At 74.9% G+C, this 406-nt stretch carries 1 pseudogene; it reads right to left on the bottom strand.

The window, feature by feature from the left end:
* Positions 1 to 406 (bottom strand): annotated as a pseudogene (locus HTZ82_RS02735) (long-chain fatty acid--CoA ligase); the annotation flags it as partial.

The raw sequence follows: 406 nt of genomic DNA on the forward strand, positions 1-406 counted from the left end.
CTGTGCACCTGTATCTGGTGTTCCTCCGCCATCCGCCGGGACGCGAGTCGGGTCGTGGCGGCGCGGTCGGGTTTGCGGGAGCGGCCGGAGAGGGGGATGTCGGCCAGGAGGAGCGCGTCCGGCCGGGCGGTGCCCATGCGGGCCAGGGGTTCGCGCAGGGCTTCGCGGAGGCGGGCGTGGTCGGCTCCGGGGCTCGGCTGGACCACGGCCACGAGGCGTTCGTCACCGTCGCCCGCCGGGACGCCCACCAGCAGCGCGAGGTCGACGCCCGGGACGTGCAGGGCGGGCTCGTACAGGCCCGGGTAGATGTTCTCGGCGTGTCTGAGCACCATGTCCTTGCAGCGCCCTTCGAGGACGACGCGCCCGTCGGCGGCGATGTGGGCGCGGTCGCCGGTGGCGACCCACG

The sequence above is a fragment of the Streptomyces sp. TRM64462 genome (assembly GCF_013362995.1).
GTDB lineage: Bacteria > Actinomycetota > Actinomycetes > Streptomycetales > Streptomycetaceae > Streptomyces.